At 69.6% G+C, this 17,301-nt stretch carries 13 protein-coding genes and 5 tRNA genes; 8 read left to right on the forward strand and 10 right to left on the reverse strand.

From position 1 onward, the window contains the following. Window positions 1-64: 64 nt before the first annotated feature. Window positions 65-649: an HIT family protein gene (locus ACFVS8_RS02885; protein ID WP_387057384.1), complete on the reverse strand. Its 585-nt coding sequence runs from the start codon at window positions 647-649 to the stop codon at window positions 65-67. Then, a complete protein-coding gene (thrS, locus tag ACFVS8_RS02890; protein ID WP_387058161.1) occupies window positions 646-2,589 on the reverse strand; it encodes a threonine--tRNA ligase in 1,944 nt (647 codons plus the stop codon). Before thrS ends, ACFVS8_RS02885 begins: the two co-directional genes overlap by 4 nt. A gap of 354 nt (window positions 2,590-2,943) precedes the next feature. Here thrS and ACFVS8_RS02895 point away from each other — a divergent pair, with 354 nt between their 5' ends. Further along, a complete protein-coding gene (locus tag ACFVS8_RS02895; RefSeq protein ID WP_387057386.1) occupies window positions 2,944-5,022 on the forward strand; it encodes a glycosyl hydrolase family 28-related protein in 2,079 nt (692 codons plus the stop codon). 77 nt (window positions 5,023-5,099) lie between these two features. Here ACFVS8_RS02895 and ACFVS8_RS02900 read toward each other — a convergent pair. From ACFVS8_RS02900 to ACFVS8_RS02915, 4 genes are all read right to left on the reverse strand, one after another. After that, window positions 5,100-5,171 (reverse strand) — tRNA-Val (locus ACFVS8_RS02900). Window positions 5,172-5,213: 42 nt separating this feature from the next. After that, window positions 5,214-5,285, reverse strand: a tRNA-Val gene (locus ACFVS8_RS02905). 24 nt (window positions 5,286-5,309) lie between these two features. Further along, window positions 5,310-5,383: transfer RNA gene (locus ACFVS8_RS02910), tRNA-Cys, on the reverse strand. Window positions 5,384-5,439: 56 nt separating this feature from the next. Then, window positions 5,440-5,511: transfer RNA gene (locus ACFVS8_RS02915), tRNA-Gly, on the reverse strand. 293 nt (window positions 5,512-5,804) lie between these two features. Between ACFVS8_RS02915 and ACFVS8_RS02920 the strand changes: the two genes are divergently transcribed. After that, window positions 5,805-5,877, forward strand: a tRNA-Val gene (locus ACFVS8_RS02920). Window positions 5,878-5,958: 81 nt separating this feature from the next. Here the strand turns inward: ACFVS8_RS02920 and ACFVS8_RS02925 are convergent. The 3 genes from ACFVS8_RS02925 to zapE all read right to left on the reverse strand — a co-directional run bounded on the left by ACFVS8_RS02925 (window position 5,959) and on the right by zapE (window position 9,080). Beyond that, window positions 5,959-6,528, reverse strand: coding sequence for a type II toxin-antitoxin system PemK/MazF family toxin (locus tag ACFVS8_RS02925; protein WP_387057388.1), 570 nt, complete (start codon window positions 6,526-6,528; stop codon window positions 5,959-5,961). A gap of 42 nt (window positions 6,529-6,570) precedes the next feature. Beyond that, the gene (locus tag ACFVS8_RS02930; protein ID WP_387057390.1) at window positions 6,571-7,833 is read right to left on the reverse strand and encodes an ammonium transporter; all 1,263 of its coding nucleotides are present in this window, start codon (window positions 7,831-7,833) and stop codon (window positions 6,571-6,573) included. A gap of 191 nt (window positions 7,834-8,024) precedes the next feature. Beyond that, the gene (gene zapE / locus ACFVS8_RS02935; protein WP_387057392.1) at window positions 8,025-9,080 is read right to left on the reverse strand and encodes a cell division protein ZapE; all 1,056 of its coding nucleotides are present in this window, start codon (window positions 9,078-9,080) and stop codon (window positions 8,025-8,027) included. A 143-nt stretch (window positions 9,081-9,223) separates the two neighbouring features. Here zapE and ACFVS8_RS02940 point away from each other — a divergent pair, with 143 nt between their 5' ends. Both ACFVS8_RS02940 and ACFVS8_RS02945 read left to right on the forward strand, forming a co-directional pair. Next, complete coding sequence (locus ACFVS8_RS02940) at window positions 9,224-10,141, forward strand: sulfurtransferase (protein ID WP_387057394.1); 918 nt, start codon at window positions 9,224-9,226, stop codon at window positions 10,139-10,141. Between the two features lie 112 nt (window positions 10,142-10,253). Beyond that, complete coding sequence (locus ACFVS8_RS02945) at window positions 10,254-10,691, forward strand: SufE family protein (protein ID WP_387057396.1); 438 nt, start codon at window positions 10,254-10,256, stop codon at window positions 10,689-10,691. Here the strand turns inward: ACFVS8_RS02945 and ACFVS8_RS02950 are convergent. Next, on the reverse strand, window positions 10,681-11,970 hold the full coding sequence (locus ACFVS8_RS02950; RefSeq protein ID WP_387057398.1) for an alpha/beta hydrolase family protein: 1,290 nt from the start codon (window positions 11,968-11,970) through the stop codon (window positions 10,681-10,683). The genes ACFVS8_RS02945 and ACFVS8_RS02950 overlap by 11 nt on opposite strands. Before the next feature lie 93 nt (window positions 11,971-12,063). Between ACFVS8_RS02950 and ACFVS8_RS02955 the strand changes: the two genes are divergently transcribed. The 4 genes from ACFVS8_RS02955 to ACFVS8_RS02970 all read left to right on the forward strand — a co-directional run bounded on the left by ACFVS8_RS02955 (window position 12,064) and on the right by ACFVS8_RS02970 (window position 17,272). Next, window positions 12,064-12,660 (forward strand): DUF3000 domain-containing protein, encoded by a 597-nt coding sequence (locus tag ACFVS8_RS02955; RefSeq protein ID WP_387057400.1) that lies wholly within the window; start codon window positions 12,064-12,066, stop codon window positions 12,658-12,660. 7 nt (window positions 12,661-12,667) lie between these two features. Further along, window positions 12,668-13,849, forward strand: coding sequence for an HRDC domain-containing protein (locus tag ACFVS8_RS02960; RefSeq protein WP_387057402.1), 1,182 nt, complete (start codon window positions 12,668-12,670; stop codon window positions 13,847-13,849). 76 nt (window positions 13,850-13,925) lie between these two features. Further along, window positions 13,926-15,134 carry a thiolase family protein gene (locus ACFVS8_RS02965; protein WP_387057404.1) on the forward strand — a complete coding sequence of 403 codons (1,209 nt, stop codon included), beginning with the start codon at window positions 13,926-13,928 and terminating at the stop codon, window positions 15,132-15,134. Further along, window positions 15,131-17,272 carry a 3-hydroxyacyl-CoA dehydrogenase NAD-binding domain-containing protein gene (locus tag ACFVS8_RS02970; protein ID WP_387057406.1) on the forward strand — a complete coding sequence of 714 codons (2,142 nt, stop codon included), beginning with the start codon at window positions 15,131-15,133 and terminating at the stop codon, window positions 17,270-17,272. Before ACFVS8_RS02965 ends, ACFVS8_RS02970 begins: the two co-directional genes overlap by 4 nt. Window positions 17,273-17,301: the final 29 nt, after the last annotated feature.

The following is a 17,301-nucleotide window of genomic DNA, read 5'->3' on the forward strand; positions in this document are numbered from 1 at the left end:
TGCCGCGGGTCGGCGTCCGTCGACCGATTCCCGTCGTCGGCACCCCGTGCAGACCGGCCGGGCGTCAGGCCGTCGTCGCCGGCCAGGCCTCGGACACCGCCGTGCGAACCTCGCCGAGCAACTGCGGAAGCGCCTTGGTGCGGGCGATGATCGGGAAGAAGTTCGCGTCCGACGCCCACCTGGGCACGATGTGCTGGTGCAGGTGCTCGTCGACTCCGGCCCCGGCGACCGCGCCCTGGTTCATGCCGATGTTGAACCCGTCGCAGCGCGAGACCTCTCGGAGCACGCGCATGCCGGTCTGGGTCAGCTCGCCGATCTCGGCGACCTCCTCGGGCGTCGCCTGGTCGTAGGTCGCGATGTGGCGGTACGGGCACACGAGCAGGTGTCCGGAGTTGTACGGGAACAGGTTCAGCAGCACGTAGGCGGTGCGCCCGCGGTGCACGATGAGCCCGTCTGCGTCGGACAGGTCGGGTGCCGCGCAGAACGGGCAGGCCGCCCGCATCGCGTCGGCGCCGGCGTTGATGTACGCCATGCGATGCGGCGTCCAGAGGCGCTGGAACGCGTCGGGCACGCCCGGCAGGGTCGCCGCATCGACGAGCCCCTGCGCCGCGTCGTCCGCGGGTTCGGGGCTCGTCGAGCGGTCGGTCACGCGAGGTCCTCGGCCGTGTTCACGAGCTTGCGGCCGGAGATCGCGCCGAGCACGAGGGCGATCGCGTCGTCGACCGGCACGCCGTTCGTCTGGGTGCCGTCGCGGAACCGGAACGACACCGTGCCGCCCGAGCGGTCCTGTTCGCCCGCGATGAGCTGCAGCGGCACCTTCTGTGTCGTGTGGGTGCGGATCTTCTTCTGCATGCGGTCGTCGGAGTGGTCGACCTCGGCGCGCACGCCCTGCGCGCGGAGCTTCGCGATGATCTCGTCGAGGTAGTCCGCGTACTGCTCGGCCACCGGGATGCCGACGACCTGCACGGGCGAGAGCCACACCGGGAACGCGCCCGCGTAGTGCTCGAGCAGGATCGCGAAGAACCGTTCGATCGAGCCGAAGAGCGCGCGGTGGATCATGATCGGGCGGTGCCGCTCGCCGTCGGGGCCCGTGTACTCGAGGCCGAAGCGCTCCGGCAGGTTCGGGTCGACCTGCACGGTCGAGAGCTGCCAGGTGCGGCCGATCGCGTCACGGGTCTTGAGGTCGATCTTCGGCCCGTAGAACGCGGCCTCGCCCGGCACCTCGGTGAGCTTCAGCCCGCTCGCGACCGCGACGTTGCGCAGCGCGTTGGTGGAGTACTCCCAGAACTCGTCGGAGCCGATCCACTTCGACTTCTCGTCGTCGCGCATCGACAGCTCGAGCTCGAAGTCCTCGAGGCCGAAGTCGCGGAGCATCGAGATCACGAACTCGAGCACCCGGGTCGCCTCGGTCTCGAGCTGCTCGGGGGTCACGAACAGGTGCGAGTCGTCCTGGGTGAAGCCGCGCACGCGCGTGAGGCCGTGCAGTGCCCCCGAGAGCTCGTTGCGGTAGACCGTGCCGTTCTCGGCGAGCCGCATCGGCAGGTCGCGGTAGCTGCGCCCGCGCTCCTTGTAGATGAGGATGTGCATCGGGCAGTTCATGGGCTTCAGGTAGTAGTCCTGGCCCTGCTTGGTGACGTTGCCCTCCGCGTCGCGCTCCTCGTCCATCACGATGGGCGGGAACATGCCGTCCTTGTAGGTGACGAGGTGGTTCGAGGTGAGGAAGAGGTCTTCCTTCGAGATGTGCGGCGTGTAGACGTAGGTGTAGCCGCCCTCGATGTGCCGACGACGCGCGTGCTGCTCCATCTCACCGCGGATGATGCCGCCCTTGGGGTGCCAGACCGAGAGGCCCGAGCCGATCTCGTCGGGGAACGAGAAGAGGTCGAGGTCCTTGCCGAGCTTGCGGTGGTCGCGCTTGGCGGCCTCCTCGAGGCGGTGCTGGTAGGCACGCAGCTCGTCCTTCGTGGGCCACGCGGTGCCGTAGATGCGCTGGAGCTGCGGGTTCTTCTCGCTCCCCCGCCAGTACGCGCCCGCGACGCGCTGCAGCGCCCAGCCGTTGCCGATCATGCGGGTGTTCGGCAGGTGCGGACCGCGGCAGAGGTCCTTCCAGGCGACCTCGCCGGTCTTCGGGTCGACGTTGTCGTAGATGGTGAGCTCGCCCGCGCCGACCTCGACGGACTCGTGGTCGTCGCCCGAGCCCTTGCCGTGCCCACCGGCGCCCTTCAGCCCGATGAGCTCCACCTTGTAGGGCTCGTTCGCGAGTTCGGCGCGGGCCTCGTCGTCGGTGACGACGCGTCGCACGAAGCGCTGACCCGCACGGATGATGCGACCCATCTCCTTTTCGAGCGCCTTCAGGTCTTCGGGGCTGAACGCCGCTGCGACGTCGAAGTCGTAGTAGAAGCCGTCGGCCACGGGCGGGCCGATGCCGAGCTTCGCCTCGGGGTTGATCGACTGCACGGCCTGCGCCAGCACGTGGGCGGCGGAGTGGCGGAGGATGCTCAGCCCGTCGGGCGAGTCGATGCTCACGGGCTCGACCTCGTCGGCGTCCGTCACCGTCGTGGCCAGATCCTTGAGCTCGCCGTTGACGCGCATCGCGACAACGGAGCGATCGGTGAAGAGCTCGAAACCGTCGGCCACTGTGAACCACTCCCTGTGAGTTGAGATGAACCCTTCAACTGTAGTCGGGCGCGGACGGGCGAATCGCCCGCCGGGAGCACGCGATCGGACGCGGGGCCGCGCGCACCGCTTGCGCCGAATCTTGCAGCGAGAGGCCGGTTCGGCCCGCTCCGCTTGCGATCGCTTGCGTGCCATCGCGCAAGAACTCGACATTCTCTCGACAATCACCGATCACGCCTTGTGAGCAGCGAACGCCGGGCCGTACATTCGCCTCACTCGACGGGATCGCACCCGTGTCCGATGACGTACACCACGAGAGGAATCGAGTCGATGACGACCCGCGCCAGTTCCGAAGCCGTGCCGATGCACCCGCGACCGCCCGCCTCGCGCCGACGGCGCACCGCCGCCGCCGTCGCGATCCTCGCCCTCGCCGTCGGAGGGGCCGTGTCGGGACCGCTCGCGGCCTCCGCCGCTCCGCCGAAGCCGGCACCCGTCGTGACCAGGGCCGCGCTCGACCCGGCGCTCGTGCAGGGCAGGGGCGCCGACGTGCCGTTCCTCGAGCAGGAGGCCGAGAACGCGAAGACCACCGGCTCGGTCATCGGCCCCGCGCGCGACGCGTACACGCTGCCCGCCGAGGCCTCGGGGCGCAGTGCGGTGCAGCTCGATCCCGGCGAGTACGTCGAGTTCACGCTCCCGGCCGCCGCGAACGCGATCACCGTGCGGTACAGCATCCCCGACTCCGCCGACGGCGGCGGCATCCAGGCGCCGCTCGCGGTCTCGGTGAACGGCGGGCGCGCGCAGACGATGACGCTCACGTCGGAGTACTCGTGGCTCTACAACCAGTACCCCTTCACGAACGACCCGAACGCCGACCTGCTGCACCCCGACTGGTGGATCACGGAGTGCGGCTGCGTGCCGGGCGCCGGATACGCCGTCGCCAAGCCGTTCCGCCCCATGCACTTCTACGACGAGCAGCGGATGCTCCTCGGCAAGACCCATCGCGCCGGCGACGTGGTGCGCCTCACCGCCCCGAAGGACTCGCCCGCCGTCGTCACCACGATCGACGTCGTCGATACCGAGCGGGTCGCGGCGCCGCACGTGCGGCTGAAGGCGGCGAACGTGCTCCTCTTCGGCGCCGACCCGTTCGGCAAGCGCGATGCGTCTGCCGCGTTCGACCGCGCGATCGCCTTCGCGAAGTCGCATCGCCTGCCCGTCTACGTGCCGCCCGGCATCTACTCGATCAGCCGGCACATCATCGTCGACGACGTGACGATCGAGGGCGCAGGCAACTGGTACACGATCATCCGAGGGCGCGAGGTTGCCCTCGACACGCCCGCGCCCGACGGCTCCGTGCACACGGGCGTCGGCTTCTACGGCAAGGAGGCCGCGGACGGCGGCAGCACGAACGTGCACCTCTCGGGCTTCGCGATCGAGGGCGATGTGCGCGAGCGCATCGACACCGACCAGGTGAACGGCATCGGCGGCGCGATGAGCTCGTCGAGCATCCGCGGCCTGCACCTCAGCCACACGAAGGTCGGCATGTGGTTCGACGGACCGATGCACGATCTGGTCGTCGAGGACAACATCATCGTGAACCAGATCGCGGACGCGCTGAACTTCCACACCGGCGTCACCGGCTCGACGGTCTCGAACAACTTCATCCGGAACACGGGCGACGACGGTCTGGCGATGTGGTCGGAGCACATCGCGAACTCCGGGAACGCCTTCGATCGCAACACGGTGCAGTCGCCGTCGCTCGCGAACGGCATCGCGATCTACGGCGGAACCGACACGACCGTGTCGAACAACCTCGTCGCCGACCCCGTGCGCGAGGGCAGCGGCATCCACGTGGGGTCCCGTTTCGGCGCCGAGCCGTTCACCGGCACGCTGTCGATCGCCGACAACACGACCGTGCGCTCGGGCACCTACGAGCTCAACTGGAACATCGGGCTCGGCGCGATCTGGTTCTACGCGCTCGACCGCTCCATCGACCAGGCCGACATCGTCGTGAGCGGCGACCACTTCCTCGACAGCACGTACAGCGCGATGATGCTGGTCACGGAGTGGGGCGTGAAGGACGTGTACCGCATCGACGGAGTCCAGTTCCGCGACATCCGCGTCGACGGCACCGGCACGAACGTCGTCAGCGCCAGGACGGCCGGGTCCGCGAGCTTCGAGAACGTCGACGTGCGCGGAGTCGGGCACTGGGGCGTGAACAACTGCGGCGCGTTCAACTGGGACTGGGCGAACGGATCGGAGTTCGCGCTGGCCGACCTCGGCGGCAACGACGGCGTGGATGCGAACGAGTACCACCCCGGCACCCCGTGGCTCGCCCCGTACCTGCCGAACCTGATCACCTGCAACGACCGTCCGCCGGTCGTCGCTCCCCCGGCACCATCGACCTGGTGAGCCCGCCCCGAGTCGCTCACTGACCGCAGGAACGACGAACGCCCCGGCTCATGCGAGCCGGGGCGTTCATTCGTCTGTGCGCGATACTGGGATCGAACCAGTGACCTCTTCCGTGTCAGGGAAGCGCGCTACCGCTGCGCCAATCGCGCGAAAGCGAAAACCCCCGGCGCGAACCGGGGGCATCGTTTCGGTGGGCGATACTGGGATCGAACCAGTGACCTCTTCCGTGTCAGGGAAGCGCGCTACCGCTGCGCCAATCGCCCGAAACCGACACTGCGTCTCGGTTTTGGAGGTGGATACGGGATTCGAACCCGTGTATACGGCTTTGCAGGCCGCTGCCTCGCCTCTCGGCCAATCCACCGCGTCTGGGTTCTCCACCAAAGAACAGGATCGAGGCGGTGCCTTGATCCTGATCAGAGCGGATGACGAGATTCGAACTCGCGACCCTCACCTTGGCAAGGTGATGCGCTACCACTGCGCCACATCCGCGTTGCTGCGCATTTCTGCGTGCAGAGAGACTCTAACCGATACTCCGATCGATTCACAAACTGAGCCGGGTTCACCCGGCGTTCAACCCGGTGACAGGCGGAATCCAGCCGCGCAACCCGGGCGTGTCGCCCCTTCGAGCGCTTCGGGGGGACGCTTCGAACGGCTCGTCGGCCGCCTCCGAAGGGACCCCGGCGGCCCTCCGACACGCCACTATCAGCTCGATGTGCAATTGCGCGCGTTCGTCGCTAGTATCGATTCCGCGCGGTCACCACGGTGAGCCGCGAATCCCACATGGGCGATTGGCGCAGCTGGTAGCGCGCTTCCTTCACACGGAAGAGGTCGTCGGTTCGAGCCCGGCATCGCCCACGAAGGCCCCCACTCCACTGGGGGCCTTCTTCAGTTAACACGCAGATGCTCCGCCGACGGCCGCGCCCCGGCGAGGCGCTCTCAGCGCCAGCCGTACCTGGCGTTCAACGCCTTCGCGACCTTCAGGTAGCGCTCGGAATCCAGCGATGCCGCCTCCCGGCGCATGCCGCCGGAGTGCACCTCGAAGACCCGGTCGATGTTGGCCCAGCTCGGGCGCCCTGCGGCGTCCCAGGCGCCGGCACCGAGCGCCACGAAGTCGCGTGAACCCTCGTGCGCCTTGCTCGTCAGCTGCACGGCCAGGAACGTGTCCCGGCCGGATGCGGCGACCACCACGACCGGGCGGTCCTTGCCACGCCCATCGCGCTCCTCGTAGGGCACCCAGGTCCACACGATCTCACCCGGATCGGGCTGTCCGTCGGGCGACGGGGCGTACGAGAGGTCGACGCCGCGGAGCCCCTTCGGGTCCACCTCGACCGTGGCCGACGGGCCGGCCTGACCCGGCGAGAGCAGCCCCGTCGAGATCGACGTGCGAACGGATGCGACCGACCCTCGCCCTGAGGCATCCGCTCTCGTGGAACTGCCCGTCGACGCTCCGAAGAGGCCGCGGATGGCACGACGAAGGGCGGTGAGGAAGCGGCCGGTGTCAGTCACACCCGCACACTACCCCACCGCCCTCGCGGTGATTCAGAGGAGTCAGACGGTCTCGAGCTTGTACGCGTCCTCGCCGTGGACCGCGGTGTCGATGCCCGCGATCTCGTCCTCGTTCTTCACGCGGAAGCCGATCGTCTTCTCGATCACCCAGCCGATGCCGAAGGCCAGCACGAACGAGTAGACGAGCACCGTGAAGGCTGCGATCGCCTGCACCAGGAGCTGCGTGCCGTCACCGCTGTAGATGAGGCCGGTGCCGTTGGCGAAGAAGCCGAGGTACAGCGTTCCGATGAGGCCGCCGACGAGGTGGATGCCCACGACGTCGAGCGAGTCGTCGAAGCCGAACTTGAACTTCAGGTCGATCGCCAGGGCGCAGACCGCACCGGCGACGAGGCCGAGGACGATCGCCCAGCCGGGCGTCAGCGACGCGCAGGCGGGGGTGATGGCGACGAGGCCCGCGACGGCACCGGATGCCGCACCGACCGAGGTCGGCTTGCCGTCCTTGAGCTTCTCGACGAGGAGCCAGGCGAGCAGCGCCGCAGCGGGGGCTGCGAGCGTGTTGATCCAGGCGAGTGCGGCGGTGCCGTCGGCGGCGAGCTCGGAACCCGAGTTGAAGCCGAACCAGCCGAACCACAGGAGGCCGGCGCCGAGGAGCACGAAGGGCGGGTTGTGAGGGACGTGCGCGCCCTTCGAGAAGCCGACGCGCTTTCCGAGCACGAGCGCCAGGGCGAGCGCAGCCGCACCGGCGTTGATGTGCACCGCGGTGCCGCCGGCGAAGTCGATGACGCCGACGCCGAAGGCCTCCTGCAGGCCGAAGGTGGTCCAGCCGCCGTACGCGAAGGAGCCGTCGTCGGCGAGGCCGAAGTTGAAGACCCAGCTCGCGACCGGGAAGTAGACGATGGTCGCCCAGACGGCCGCGAAGATCATCCACGCGCCGAACTTGGCGCGGTCGGCGATGGCGCCGGAGACGAGCGCGACCGTGATGATCGCGAACGTCGCCTGGAAGCCGACGAAGGCGAGCGGCGGGAAGGCCGCGTCCTCAGGCGTCTCGAGGAGGCTGGTGAGGCCGATGGCCGACCAGTCGATGGACCAGGGGGCGACGAGGCCCTCCGAGCCGGGGAATGCGATCGCGTAGCCGTAGAGCACCCACAGCACGCCGATGAGGCCGATCGCGCCGAAGCTCATCATCATCATGCTGATGACGCTCTTCGCCTTCACCAGACCGCCGTAGAAGAACGCGAGTCCGGGGGTCATGAGCAGCACCAGTGCCGCCATGATCAACAGGAACGCGGTGTTGCCTTGATCCATCTCGAACCTCTCTCGGGGATAACAGGCCGGGGAACCTGTGTCGCCAAGTTTCACGAGAGGACGTTTCGAGCGGGACCGCGTTCTGTTTCGAGGGTGTTACGTGCTGGGGCCGTGCGTAAACAGCGCGTTTCGCGGCGCTCGCCGAACGATGTGAGACCGCACGGAAACCGCCGGGACCGCGGCGCCCGGGATCAGTCGTGCGGGGGGAGCTCGCCCGTGGTCAGGGCGATCATGCGGCTCATGGCGCGCAGGTACTTCTTGCGATACCCGCCGGCCATCATGTCGGCGTCGAAGACCTGGTCGAGGGCGAGCCCGCTCGCGATGATCGGGACCTCCGCGTCGTAGACGCGGTCGATGAACGCCACGAGCCGCAGCGCCGCGTTCTGGTCGGAGAGCTCGTGCACGCCGCTCAGCGCGATGAACTCCACGCCGTCGAGCAGCTTCACGTACTTCGAGGGGTGCACGGTCGCGAGGTGCGAGATCAGCCCGTCGAACGTGTCGAGCGAGACGCCGTGCCCCCTCGCCGCGAGCGCGGCCGCCTTGGCGGCGACATCCGCCTCGGAGTCGAGCGTGGTCGAGCGGCCCTCGGTGTCGCGCCGACGGTAGTCGAGCCCGTCGATGCGGAGGGTCTCGAAGTTCGACGAGAGCGCCTGGATCTCGCGGAGGAAGTCGGCGGCCGCGAACCGGCCCTCGCCGAGCGCGTTCGGCGGAGTGTTGCTGGTGGCCGCCACCCGCGTGCCGCTCGCCATGAGCTCGCCGAGGAAGCGGGTCATGAGCATGGTGTCGCCCGGGTCGTCGAGCTCGAACTCGTCGATGCAGATGAGCTTCGCCCCGCGCAGCAGGTCGACCGCCTGCGCGTAGCCGAGCGCCCCGACGAGCGCCGTGTACTCGATGAAGGTGCCGAAGTACTTCGGTCCGTGCGCGACGTGCCAGAGCGAGGCGAGCAGGTGCGTCTTGCCGACGCCGAAGCCGCCGTCGAGGTAGACGCCCGGGAGCTCGATGCGCGCAGGGCGCTTGCGCGAGAAGAAGCCGCCAGGTCGCTGGGCCGCACGCCAGGCTCCCGCGAACTGGTTGAGCCGATCGAGGGCCGCCTGCTGCGACGCGAAGTCGTGGTCGGGCCGGTACGAGTCGAACGACGCGTGCGCGAACTGCGGGGGCGGCACGAGCTCCGAGGCGATCTCGGCGCCCGAGATCGACGGATTCCGGTCGACGAGGCGGATGAGGTCGTGGCTCGCTGCCGTGGTCATGCGTGAATGGCTCCCGTGTTGCACCGGATGACCGGGGCGCTGTCTTCGACATGCACGCCGCGTAGATTCGACGTGGATCAGGTCAACAGCCTAGACCGCCCGCCCCGCGCCCCCGTCCGACCGGACGACCACAGGAGGTACACATGTCCGCCGAGCTCGATGCATCCCCGAAGTTCGCCGAGTACGCCCACCCCGAACGCCTCGTCTCCACGCAGTGGCTCGCCGAGCACCTCGGCGAGCCCGGACTCGTCGTCGTCGAGTCCGATGAAGATGTGCTGCTCTACGAGACCGGCCACATCCCGGGCGCCGTGAAGGTCGACTGGCACACCGAGCTCAACGATCCCGTCGTGCGCGACTACCTCGACGGCGAGCAGTTCGCCGCCCTCCTCGGGTCGAAGGGCATCGCGCGCGACTCCACCGTGGTCATCTACGGCGACAAGAACAACTGGTGGGCGGCGTACGCGCTCTGGGTCTTCACGCTCTTCGGCCATGAAGACGTGCGCCTGCTCGACGGCGGTCGCGACCTCTGGATCGCCGAGGGCCGCGAACTCACGACCGCCCCCTCGAGCGTCGTGCCGGTCGAGTATCCCGTGGTCGAGCGTTCCGACGTCGAGGTGCGCGCGTTCAAGGACGACGTGCTCGCCCACCTCGGGCAGTCGTCGGTCGGCCGGAAGGCGCTCATCGACGTGCGCTCCCCCGAGGAGTACACCGGCGAACGCACCAGCGCCCCGGCCTATCCCGAGGAGGGCGCCCTCCGCGCCGGGCACATCCCGACCGCGGCATCCGTGCCCTGGGCGAGGGCGGCCGCCGGCGACGGCACCTTCAAAGACCGTGCCGAGCTCGACGCGATCTACCGAGACGAGGTCGGCCTGCAGGACGGCGCCGAGGTCATCGCGTACTGCCGCATCGGCGAGCGCTCGAGCCACACCTGGTTCGTGCTGACCCACCTGCTCGGCTTCGAGCACGTGCGCAACTACGACGGTTCGTGGACCGAGTGGGGCAGCGCCGTCCGCGTGCCGATCGCCACCGGCGCCGAGCGCGGCGAGGCGCCCACGCGCTGAGCGAGCGGATGCCGCGTCGCGGCCGGCGTGCAGATCGACCGGCGTCGCGGCATCCCGGCCCGCGTCGACGGGGTCGGGTGCGCGTGCGGCTGCGAATGGGAGAATGACCGGGATGGATGCCACGGCCCTGCCCCCACGCCTCGCCGAGACCCGCGAGGACTTCCTCGCGCTCGGCGTGAAAGACCGCCTGCAACTGCTGCTCGAGTTCTCGAACGAGCTGCCAGAGCTGCCGGAGCGGTATGCAGAGCACCCCGACCTGCTCGAGCGGGTGCTCGAGTGCCAGTCGCCGGTGTTCATCTTCACCGAGGTCGTCGAGGGCCGCGCGCATCTGTTCGCCACGGCTCCGGCGGAATCACCGACGACCCGCGGGTTCGCCTCCATCCTCGTGCAGGGCATCGACGGCCTCACGGCCGAGGAGGTGCTCGCGATCCCCGACGACTACCCCCAGTCGCTCGGCCTCGGCGAGGCCGTGTCGCCGCTGCGCGTGCGCGGCATGACCGGCATGCTGGGGCGCATCAAGCGCCAGGTCCGGGCACGTCTCAGCGAGTAGGCGACGGGTCGTCCGCCCGGGCGTCGTGCACAGGCTCCGCACCCTCGGATCCGCCCTCAGCGGGCTCGGCCGGAGCCCCGGCCGCGCCGCTCGACGCGGACACCTCCGCGAGCCACCCCGTGATAAGCGCGGTCCAGCGCTCGGGATCATGGTTCCAGAGCTTCGTGTGCCTGGCGCCCGTGAACTCCTCGAACCGGATCAGGTCGGGCCGAGCTGCCGCGAGCCGTCGTGAGCCGTCGATCGGCACGAACCCGTCGTCGACGCTGTGCATGAGGAGCATCGGCACCTCGAACTCGCCCGCCCGGGCGACCGGGTCGAGCTCCTCGACGGCGACCGGCGCGGCGAGTCCGGTGAGCCCACCGCTCCACGGCTCGCCGAGCACGTGCGCGACCGCGTCGCCCAGCCCCGTCGGCAGCCCGAGCGCACGGCCCTGGAACCGGAGGATGTCCACCCAGTCGATGGCCGGCGAATCGAGGATCACGCCGACGAGCCGCGCTCGCACCTCGGTCGAGCGGAGCACCGCCTGCAGCGCGATCGCGCCGCCCATCGACCACCCCATGAGCACGATCCGCCGGGCGCCCCGGTCGGTCGCGAACCGCACGGCGGCCTCGACATCCGCCCACTCGGTGCCCCCGAGGCCGTAGCGCCGATCGACGCTCTCGGGCGCCTCGCCGTCGTTGCGGTAGCTGATGAGCAGCGCGGTCCAGCCCACATCCGTGATCGGCCGGACGGCGCGCAGGCCCTCGTGGCGCTTCGTTCCGCGCCCGTGCACCTGGATCACCCAGTCGGCGGACTCGGCATCGTCGGCGTCGACCGCCGGCACCAACCAGGCCGGCGCCGGGCCGAGCGCCGTCGGCACCACGACGTCGCGGTAGGGCCGGTCGAGCTCCCACGGTCCGAGGTGCACCCATCCGCTCATGCGACCGTGGGTCGCACGATCGAGTCGGCCGAAGTCGACCGACAGGATGCGCCGCCGCACGACGCGGCCGTCATCGGCGAGCACCTCGCCGAGGCGCGCATGCCCGGCATCCGTGTCGAACCAGAACCCGTACGTGCCGTCCATGCGCGTCTCGTCGGTCGAGGCCAGGCTGATGGTCGCCCGCGCCAGGTCGACGCCGAGGATGCGCTCGTCGCCGCGCTTGGGCGGTTCGGGCGTCACGACACGTCTCGCGAACACGACCGCGAGCGCCGCCGTGAGGGCGGCGACCACCGCACCGGTGATCGCCGCGAACCCGATCAGCGCCCCGACCACCCTCGTCGCACTCGATCCTCGACCCATCGTCACCCTCCCGCAGCCGCCGTAGCAGTACAGGTGTCGCCGGGGGCGGCGTGCCGCCGCGGCGCACCCCATCGGAGACTCTAGTCTGCACTCGTGCCCGACTCCTCGACGCATCTCCCCCCAGAGTTCGAGGCCGCGATCGCGTCCCTGCGTGCGGCCTCGCCCCGCGCCGAACTGCGCGTGCAGGAGATCCCTGCCCCGGGTTCGCTCGCCCCGTTCGCCATCGCCCTCTCGGCCGACGTCTCCCCCGCCGCGACCGGTCACGGCGACGATTCCGATCTCGGCACCGGCCGCCTCGTACTGCTCTACGACCCCGCCGAGCCGGAGGCGTGGGGCGGTCGATTCCGCATCGTCTGCTTCGCGCAGGCCCCCCTCGAGACCGACATCGGCCTCGACCCGTTCCTCGCGGATGTCGCGTGGTCGTGGCTCGTCGACGCACTCGACGCCCGCGGGGCGGCGTACATCGCGGCATCCGGCACCGCCACGAAGATCCTCTCCACCGGATTCGGCGAACTCGCACGCCAGGGCGACGGCGCCCAGATCGAACTGCGCGCCTCGTGGACCCCGCTCGACGCGCAGATCGGCCCGCATGTGGAAGGCTGGAGCGAACTGTTGTGCATGTTGGCAGGCCTGCCTCCCCGATCCGAGGGGGTGACGCCCCTGCCAAGACGGAGGACGAATCGTGGATGAATTGCGGGTGATCGAGACACCCGCCGAGTTCGACGAGGCGGTCCGTCGTCTCCTCGACGGCGAGGGCCCCGTCGCCGTCGACGCCGAACGGGCGAGCGGGTTCAAGTACTCCCAGCGCGCGTACCTCATCCAGATGCACCGACGCGGCTCCGGCACCTTCCTCTTCGACCCGCCGCGGATCCCCGACTTCGCGTCGCTCCAGGCGGCCATCGTCGATGCCGAGTGGGTGCTGCACGCGGCCAGCCAAGACCTGGCGTGCCTGCGCGAGGTGGGCCTCGACCCCTCGGTGATCTTCGACACCGAGCTCGCAGCCCGCCTGCTCGGCATGCCCCGGGTCGGCCTCGCCGCCGTCGTCGAGGACCTGCTCGGCGTGCACCTCGCGAAGGAGCACTCGGCGGCCGACTGGTCGACCCGCCCGCTGCCGCAGTCGTGGCTCACCTACGCGGCCCTCGACGTCGACCTGCTCGTCGACGTCCGCGACGGACTCGTGCAGCGGCTCGCCGATGCGGGCAAGACCGAGCTCGCCGCCGAGGAGTTCGAGGCCGTGCGCACGCGCGAGCCCAAGCCGGCCAGCGCGGAGCCCTGGCGCCGCCTGTCGGGCATCCACGGCGTGCGTTCGCCGCGCAACCTCGCGGTGGCGCGCGAGCTCTGGCTCGCGCGCGACGCGTTCGCCGCCGAGACGGATGTCGCACCCGGCCGCCTGATCCCCGACGCCTCGATCCTCGCGGTGACCAAGGACCTGCCGCGCACGCGCAAGGCGCTCGCAGACCTCCGTTCGTTCAACGGGCGCGCCAGCCGCACCGAGCTGGACCGCTGGTGGGCCGCGGTCGAGCGCGGCCTCGCGACCGACGACCTGCCCGCCACACGGGTGCCGTCCGACGCTCCCCCACCTCCGCGCGCCTGGGCGATGCGCAACCCAGAAGCCGATGCCCGGCTTCGGGTGGCGAAGGCCGCCGTGGCCGACGTCGCGGAGTCGATGCAGATGCCGGTCGAGAACCTCCTCACCCCCGACCACCTGCGTCGCGTCGCCTGGCAGCCGCCGACGTCGGTCGACGCGGAAGCCATCGGAGACGCGCTCGCCGAGCTCGGCGCGCGCCCGTGGCAGGTTGAAGCAACAGCACAGAAGATCGCCCTCGCATTTGTCGAGGCGTCACAAGGCGTTCACGACGCCGAGAAGCCCGCTTCGTAGGAACCGTCAAGCGATGCAGGCCTCCTGCAGCCGCTTCGTAGGATCGACGTAATCCAGATCGAAAGTGAGCTGCAGCGTGGCACATCAAGCTGATGTCGTCTTCGTCGACGGAGTCCGGACTCCGTTCGGCAAGGCCGGTGAAAAGGGCATGTATTGGAACACTCGGGCCGATGACCTCGTCGTGAAGGCGATCGTCGGGCTGCTCGAGCGCAACCCGAACGTCCCGAAGGATCGCATCGACGACGTGGCCATCGCCGCGACGACGCAGACGGGCGATCAGGGCCTCACCCTCGGCCGCACCGCGGCCATCCTCGCGGGCCTGCCGAAGACGGTGCCCGGATTCTCGATCGACCGCATGTGCGCCGGCGCGATGACCGCCGCCGCGATGGTCTCCGGCTCCATCGGGTTCGGCATGTACGACCTGGCGATCGCCGGCGGCGTCGAGCACATGGGCCACCACCCGATGGGGTCGGGCGTCGACCCCAACCCCCGGTTCCTCAGCGAACGCCTCGTCGGCGAGGACGCCCTCGTGATGGGCGCCACCGCGGAGCGCATCCACGACCGCTTCCCGCAGCTCACGAAGGAGCGCAGCGACCGCTTCGCCCTCGCCAGCCAGCAGAAGACCGCCGCGGCCTACGCCGCGGGCAAGATCCAGCAGGACCTCGTGCCGGTCGCGATCCGCACCGAGCAGGGCTGGGGCCTCGCCACGCACGACGAGGTGATGCGTCCCGAGACGACCCTCGAGGGTCTCGCCGGCCTGAAGACGCCGTTCCGCCCGCACGGCCGCGTCACCGCGGGCAACGCGTCGGGCCTGAACGACGGTGCGACCGCCGCCCTGCTCGCGTCGGGCGACGCCGCGAAGGAGCTCGGCCTGGCACCGAAGATGAAGCTCGTCAGCTACGCCTTCGCCGGGGTCGACCCCGAGATCATGGGCATCGGCCCGATCCCCGCGACCGAGAAGGCGCTGCGCAAGGCCGGCCTCACGATCGACGACATCGACCTCTTCGAGATGAACGAGGCGTTCGCCGTGCAGGTGCTCTCCTTCATGGACCACTACGGCATCGACGACGCCGACCCCCGGGTCAACCCGTGGGGCGGCGCCATCGCCGTCGGGCACCCGCTCGCGTCATCCGGAGTCCGTCTCATGAACCAGCTCGCGAGCCAGTTCGCCGAGCGCCCCGAACTCCGCTACGGCATCACGAGCATGTGCGTCGGCCTCGGCCAGGGCGGCACGATGATCTGGGAGAACCCGAACTTCGACAAGAAGGCGAAGAAGCGCGCATGACCGACTACTCGACCATCGACTTCGACTCGCTCGTCGCCCTCGCCGGCGACGACGAGGTCGTCACGCGCTCGTACGTGCGCGACATCCGACTCGCCTCGGGCAAGACCCTCGCGCTCGTGACGCTCGACAACGGCCGCGACCACACGCGGCCGAACACGCTCGGTGCCGCGACGCTGCTCGAGTATGCGGCGACGCTCGACGCGCTCAAGGCGCGCGCGGCCGCCGGCGAGATCGACGCCGTCGCCGTGACCGGCAAGCCGTTCATCCTCGCAGCGGGCGCCGACCTCTCGAAGGTCGCCGAGATCCCCGACAAGGAGACCGCGAAGAAGTTCGTGCAGCTCGGCCACTACGCGCTCGCCAAGCTCGGCGAGGTCGGCGTGCCGTCGTTCGCGTTCACCAACGGCCTCGCGCTCGGCGGCGGGCTCGAGATCGGCCTGCACGCCGACTACCGCACGGTCGACGCCTCCGCGCCCGCGCTCGCACTGCCGGAGGTCTTCCTCGGCCTCATCCCCGGCTGGGGCGGCGCGACGATCCTGCCGAACCTGATCGGCATCGAGAACGCCCTCAAGGTGATCATCGAGAACCCGCTGAAGCAGAACCGCACGCTCAAGGCGAAGGACGCCTTCGAGCTCGGCATCGCCGACGCGATCTTCCCGTCGGTCAACTATCTCGAGGACTCCCTCAAGTGGGCCGACGGCGTGATCAACGGCACGATCAAGGTCAAGCGCCCCAACGAGCCGGGCAAGCTCGAGAAGCTCGCCAAGTGGGACATCGCGATCAAGATCGCGCGCGACACGCTCGCCAAGCGCATCGGCACGGTGCCGCAGGCTCCGTACGCCGCCCTCGACCTCATGAAGGCGGCCAAGAGCGGCACGCGCGCCGACGGCTTCCAGCGCGAAGACGAGGTGCTCGCCGACCTCATCGCGGGCGACCAGCTGCAGGCGTCGATCTACTCGTTCAACCTCGTGCAGAAGCGCGCGAAGCGGCCGGCAGGCGCGCCCGACAAGGCGCTCGCCAAGAAGGTCACCAAGGTGGGCGTGCTGGGCGCCGGCTACATGGCGAGCCAGCTGGCGCTGCTCTTCGTGCGTCGCCTGCAGGTTCCCGTCGTGATCACCGACATCGACCAGGCGCGCGTCGACAAGGGCGTCGCGTACATCGCCGGTGAGATCGACACGCTGCTCGGCAAGGGTCGCATCTCCCCCGACGAGGCGAACCGGCTCAAGGCGCTCGTCACGGGCACCACCGACAAGGCCGACTTCGCCGACTGCGACTGGGTCATCGAGGCCGTGTTCGAGGAGCTCGAGATCAAGCAGAACGTCTTCGCCGAGGTCGAGCAGTTCATCTCGCCCGAAGCAGTGCTCGCGACGAACACCTCGTCGCTCTCGGTCGAGCAGATCGGCGCGAAGCTGGCCCACCCCGAACGTCTGGTCGGCTTCCACTTCTTCACGCCCGTCGCGCTCATGCCGCTCATCGAGGTCGTGAAGACGTCGCACACCGACGAGGCCACGCTCTCGACGGCCATGGTCGCCGCGAAGAACCTCAAGAAGAACGCCGTCATCACGGCCGACACCCCGGGGTTCGTGGTCAACCGGCTGCTCGCGGTGCTCCTCGGCGAGGCCATGAAGGCCGTCGATGAGGGCACCTCGTTCGAGACCGTCGACCAGGCGATCGCACCGCTCGGCCTGCCGATGGCTCCGTCGGCGCTGCTCGACCTCGTGGGGCTCAAGGTCGGCGCGCACGTGCTCGACACGCACCACGACGCGTTCCCCGACCGCTTCTACCGCTCGGAGAACCTCCACAAGCTCGCCGACTACGGCACGCTGCTCGAGAAGGACGACAAGGGCCGGGTCAAGGGCTTCGACAAGGGTGCGCTGAAGCTCGTCGCCGGAGGCAAGAACCCGCGCACGGCCGAGGAGATCCTCGTCGCCCTCGAAGACGGGCTCGCCCGCGAGGTCAAGCTCATGCTCGACGACGCCGTGGTGGCCGCAGCCGAGGACATCGACCTCTGCATGATCCTCGGGGCGGGCTTCCCGTTCCAGATGGGCGGCGTGACGCCGTACCTCGATCGAGTCGGTGCGTCGGAGCGCGTCTTCGGCGGTACCTTCCACACCCCGCCGATCCGCGGCGTCGACGCCTAGTCGGCCGCGAAGCGGTACAGGGCCGGATC

It is taken from the genome of Agromyces sp. NPDC058110, from assembly GCF_042884735.1.
Lineage (GTDB): Bacteria > Actinomycetota > Actinomycetes > Actinomycetales > Microbacteriaceae > Agromyces.

What these genes read in the sequence shown, in the direction of transcription:
- ACFVS8_RS02950 (WP_387057398.1), bottom strand. Translation starts at nt 11,970, where the DNA reads ATGGGTCGAGGATCGAGTGCGACGAGGGTGGTCGGGGCGCTGATCGGG.
- ACFVS8_RS02895 (WP_387057386.1), top strand. Translation starts at nt 2,944, where the DNA reads ATGACGACCCGCGCCAGTTCCGAAGCCGTGCCGATGCACCCGCGACCG.
- ACFVS8_RS02940 (WP_387057394.1), top strand. Translation starts at nt 9,224, where the DNA reads ATGTCCGCCGAGCTCGATGCATCCCCGAAGTTCGCCGAGTACGCCCAC.
- ACFVS8_RS02930 (WP_387057390.1), bottom strand. Translation starts at nt 7,833, where the DNA reads ATGGATCAAGGCAACACCGCGTTCCTGTTGATCATGGCGGCACTGGTG.
- thrS (WP_387058161.1), bottom strand. Translation starts at nt 2,589, where the DNA reads ATGCGCGTCAACGGCGAGCTCAAGGATCTGGCCACGACGGTGACGGAC.
- ACFVS8_RS02970 (WP_387057406.1), top strand. Translation starts at nt 15,131, where the DNA reads ATGACCGACTACTCGACCATCGACTTCGACTCGCTCGTCGCCCTCGCC.
- ACFVS8_RS02945 (WP_387057396.1), top strand. Translation starts at nt 10,254, where the DNA reads ATGGATGCCACGGCCCTGCCCCCACGCCTCGCCGAGACCCGCGAGGAC.
- zapE (WP_387057392.1), bottom strand. Translation starts at nt 9,080, where the DNA reads ATGACCACGGCAGCGAGCCACGACCTCATCCGCCTCGTCGACCGGAAT.